Raw genomic sequence first — 4,346 nt, 5'->3', positions numbered from 1 at the left:
GGCTCCTCAAGAGCCTTCTTTGCTCCTGTCCACAATCTCCACCCTTTCTTATCAATTCCAATAAAATTCTTATCCGGATATTGCCGTGCAAGATTTACTGTGTACTCTCCTTTTCCACACGCCAGCTCAAGAACAATCGGATTCTCATTCTTGAATATCTTTTTATGCCATGTTCCCTTCGGTTTCGGTTTTTCGTTTTCAAAATCTGTGTATTCAAAAACATTTGAGAATCGATCTACATCTTCAAACTTTTGAAGTTTATTTTTTGCCATCCCTATGATTGAATAATTATGGTGCTAATCGTTGCCGGTTCCATTTTCCGGCAGATTGCTGGTATAAAATCCGATCGTGCAACCGTCCCGGCCTTCCCTGCCAGAACTCAATGGTTTCAAAGATGATTTTGTATCCGCCCCAGTCATCCGGCCGGGGTATCTCCTTACCTTCATACTCCTCTTCAATTTCTTTAAAGTTGGCTTCCAGCTCTTTTCGGTTAGCCACCGGTCGACTTTGGCTTGAAGCCCATGCGCCAATCTGACTATCTCTGGGCCTTGAACGGAAGTAATCATCGCTCTGTGCTGCGGTCAGCTTTTCAACTTTACCGCTTATTCGCACCTGTCTTTCGAGCTCTGCCCACCATATCGTACAGGCAGCTACCGGATAAGCACCCAAATCTTTTGCCTTTTGACTCTCATAATTTGTATAAAAAGAGATGGAGTTATCTGTTAGTCCTTTCAGCAATACCATTCTCACATTCGGAGTTTCGGCTCCGGTCACAGTTGCCAATGCCATGGCATTAGGTTCAACTACTTCCGATTCAACCGCTTCCTCAAACCACTTCCTGAATAGCTCAACAGGATTTTCAGGAAGTTCATCATCCACAAGACCTCCCTTTTTGTACTGTTTTCGTATATCTGCAATTTTAATATCTGTCATAGCTCGTTACCCGAAATATTCCGGTTCATTCCCTTTTTTCCATTTTATATTACATCCAATGCTTGGCATCTGGTCTTCAGAGACTTTTTCACTGGCAAGCACTTTATCTGTTGCTTCTCTTAGATCCTCGCCTGTTACGGGTTCATCATTACCTGGACGGCTGCTATCGAACTGACCGCGATAAACCAACTCATGCTTTTCATCAAAAAGGAAGATATCCGGTGTGCACGCTGCTTTATAAGCTTTCGCAACTTCTTGGGTTTCATCATAGAGATATGGAAACGGGTAACCATATTTTTCCGCATCCTCTTTCATTTTCTCCGGACTGTCATCAGGATAATTCTCAATATCATTGGAGGATATCGCTACAATTCCGACACCATTTGGCAAGTAATCTTTGGCGTATTCTGTAATTCCCTCTTTGATATTTTTCACGTATGGACAGTGATTACTGATAAACATCACAAGAAGTGCCTTATTTCCCCTAAAATCTTTCAACTGAACATTGTTCCCTGTTACTGTATCGGGAAGTGAGAATTTTGGCGCTTTAGTACCAAGCTCCAACATGGTTGAATTAACTGCAGACATTATTTATCTCCATTTAGTTAACTTTGACTATTGTATTCTATAAACAGTTCATCGGAAGAATGCATTCAGAAATTTCGGCTTGAAGATATAAAAATCATTCGACCGTTTCTCCTTTTCATTCAATTGAGTTATTGACTGACAAAGAGTTCAGTTTCAAAACAAGTTCAGTTGCCCGTTCTCCGGGCGCTTGAATTTTGATCTGTTTAGCGGTGGGACCATCTCTTCCAAGCCAAGTCTTTTTTTATGAATATTGATCAGTTGCTTGATCTGATTGGCGTAAGGACCCACGCTTTGAAATCTCTCCCCAAATTCTCTCCGGTTCAGTTGACCATCTTTCAGACTTCGGATTCGATTCAGCACTTTGTCTTTTCTATCGGGAAAGTGGTCTTCAAGCCATTTTGAAAAGATATCCTTGACTCCATACGGCAGTCTCACAATTGTGTAAGCCATCGATGAAGCACCTGAATTCTTGGCTGCCTCCATCATCGGCACAATCTCGTCATCTGTCAATCCCGGCACTATTGGAGCAATATTCACATTTACCGGAATACCAGCTTTTGTCAGTTCTTCTATCGCTTTTAATCGCCTTGCAGGCCGTGACGTTCTTGGTTCCATCACGTTGGTAATTTCAGGCCTGAGAGAGGTAAGCGATATCGTTACCCGAACCGCACCAATTTTTGCCAGTTTTTTAAGTTGATCGATATCTCTGGTTACCAGATGGTTTTTTGTGATAATCACCAAGGGATGACTACATTCGGCTAAAATCTCTATACATCGTCTTGTGATCTCTAAGTCCTTCTCTATCGGTTGATAGGGATCTGTAACTCCGCTCATCACCAGTGTTTGAGGTTTCCAGTTTTGTTCGGCCAGTGCTTTCTTCAGAAGTTCAGGAGCGTCGTACTTGACCATAATTTTCGACTCGAAGTCCAGTCCTGCACTCATACCCAGAAATTCATGTGTCGGCCGGGCGTAGCAGTAGACGCATCCGTGCTCACAACCACGATATGGGTTCAGGCCCACATCAAAAGGAATATCAGGACTGCAATTTCTGGATATGACGTCTGAACTATGATCTTTCAGAAGCTGTGTTTTAGGCTTCTTTAGCTGACCGGTTTCCGGATCGATCTCGTACTCAAGCTTGGTCTTAAGAAAACGGTTCTTTGGATTTTGAGCGGATCCCCGCCCTTTGATTGGCTGACTCATTTTACACATATTTTATACATGTTTAATGTATGAGCTTCAAGGATTGTTTTCAAGAACTGATTATTGATTTTTTTGCTACCAAGTCAGGAAGACTGGTAGATTCACGATAACGTGATGTAAAAGTGAACACGTTTCATTTTCTCGCAGATGTGCGCAGATCAAACGCTGATTCACGCAGAATTTCTGCGTAACTCTGCGGAATAATCCGCGAAAATCTGCGAGAACCTACTCAAGCAAATTTCTGAACGGCAGAACGTATGGATTGAAGTGCTTCTTCAAGGAGATCAGGCTCAATAATCAAAGGCGGGGCGATTCGAATCAGAGAATTGGAGTGGAGAGTCCACCCGAGAATGATACCCTCTTTAAAACACTCCTCAACCACCTTTTGGGTTAAATCGGAATCCCGAAGCTGCAATCCAAGCATTCCGCCTCTGCCTCGAAGTTCCAGGATCCCCTCTCCTTTTAATAACTCCCGAGCAATCTCTTCAATCCGTTCTGCCTTGGCACTGAAATCATCGCTTAGAAGTGTTTCCAGATTTGCATGAGCGGCCGCACAGCTAACCGGATGACCACCAAACGTGGTGACATGATTCAATGGTGGATTGTGTTTAAACTCCTCAAAAATTTCTGATGATGAGACAAACGCTCCCATCGGCATCCCTCCACCCATCGCTTTGGCAAGTGATAAGATATCGGGTACAACATCATAATATTGAAACGCAAAGAGCGATCCCGTTCTGAAAAATCCGGTCTGTATCTCATCAAAAATGAGAAGGGCTCCCGTCTCATCACATCGCTTGCGAATCTGTTTCAACCACTCTTTATCCGCTGGAATCACACCGCCTTCACCCTGAATCGGTTCCATGATTACCGCAGCAGTTTTTTCATCAATCATGCTCAATCCGGCAGGATCATTAAAATCGATAAAATGAACATCGGGCAGGAGTGGCTTGTAGGGATCACGATACACATCCCGACCGGTCACGCTTAGCGAACCGTGGGTATCCCCATGATAGCTGTTTTTAAATGCTACAAATTTATGTCGGCCGGTATATTTTTTGGCCAACTTGAGCGCTCCCTCATTAGCCTCGGTTCCACTGTTCACAAAATATACGCGGTCGAGAGAACCGGGTAGCTGGTCAGTTAACAGCTGGGCAAAACGGCTTTGTGGCTCTTGGATATACTCACCGTAAACCATCACGTGCAGATGTTTATCCAGCTGCTTTTTTATTGCTGCAATTACATTCGGATGGCGATGTCCCAAACTGCTCACAGCTATTCCGGAGATCAGATCCAGGTACGATTTTCCATCTTTTGTATGTATGTGACAACCCTCAGCATGATCTATCTCCAGGCCCATCGGAAAATCGCTGGTTTGAGCTACGTGCTTATAAAATGAGTCTGATAATTCCGACATGCTCTGTTCTTTTACGATCTACCCGTTTTCCCATCGATCGATTAGCGGCAACAACTCTTTTTGCGTTGATTCGGTTTTGTCATCCGCATACCATTTATGAAGCGTTTCGGAGATTTCCCGATAATCTTCTCCGTCATTTAATCGCCAATTATCATACATCTCCTGTGCTTCGAACGGACGCGGTCCCCAATCCCCTAAGACATCA

Annotated in this window: 4 protein-coding genes and 2 pseudogenes; all 6 read right to left on the bottom strand. The window is 43.7% G+C overall.

Translation table 11 applies throughout. The features are described from left to right. A pseudogene (locus ACESM0_RS12990) lies at positions 1-272 on the bottom strand (tRNA (guanosine(46)-N7)-methyltransferase TrmB); the annotation flags it as partial. Positions 273-288: 16 nt separating this feature from the next. Further along, positions 289-933, bottom strand: a complete 645-nt coding sequence (gene pdxH, locus ACESM0_RS12985; RefSeq protein WP_372906629.1) for a pyridoxamine 5'-phosphate oxidase — start codon at positions 931-933, stop codon at positions 289-291. Positions 934-939: 6 nt separating this feature from the next. Next, on the bottom strand, positions 940-1,521 hold the full coding sequence (locus tag ACESM0_RS12980; protein WP_372906628.1) for a thioredoxin family protein: 582 nt from the start codon (positions 1,519-1,521) through the stop codon (positions 940-942). Positions 1,522-1,674: 153 nt separating this feature from the next. After that, positions 1,675-2,724 (bottom strand): PA0069 family radical SAM protein, encoded by a 1,050-nt coding sequence (locus tag ACESM0_RS12975; RefSeq protein WP_372906627.1) that lies wholly within the window; start codon positions 2,722-2,724, stop codon positions 1,675-1,677. A 229-nt stretch (positions 2,725-2,953) separates the two neighbouring features. Then, on the bottom strand, positions 2,954-4,141 hold the full coding sequence (locus tag ACESM0_RS12970) for an aspartate aminotransferase family protein (RefSeq protein WP_372906626.1): 1,188 nt from the start codon (positions 4,139-4,141) through the stop codon (positions 2,954-2,956). 18 nt (positions 4,142-4,159) lie between these two features. Then, a pseudogene (locus ACESM0_RS12965) lies at positions 4,160-4,346 on the bottom strand (thioredoxin family protein); the annotation flags it as partial.

Origin of the sequence: Rhodohalobacter sp. (genome assembly GCF_041686455.1) — a bacterium.
GTDB lineage: Bacteria > Bacteroidota > Rhodothermia > Balneolales > Balneolaceae > Rhodohalobacter.
The sequence above is the reverse complement of the archived record's forward strand: the minus strand, read 5'-3'. Positions and strand labels throughout refer to the sequence as shown.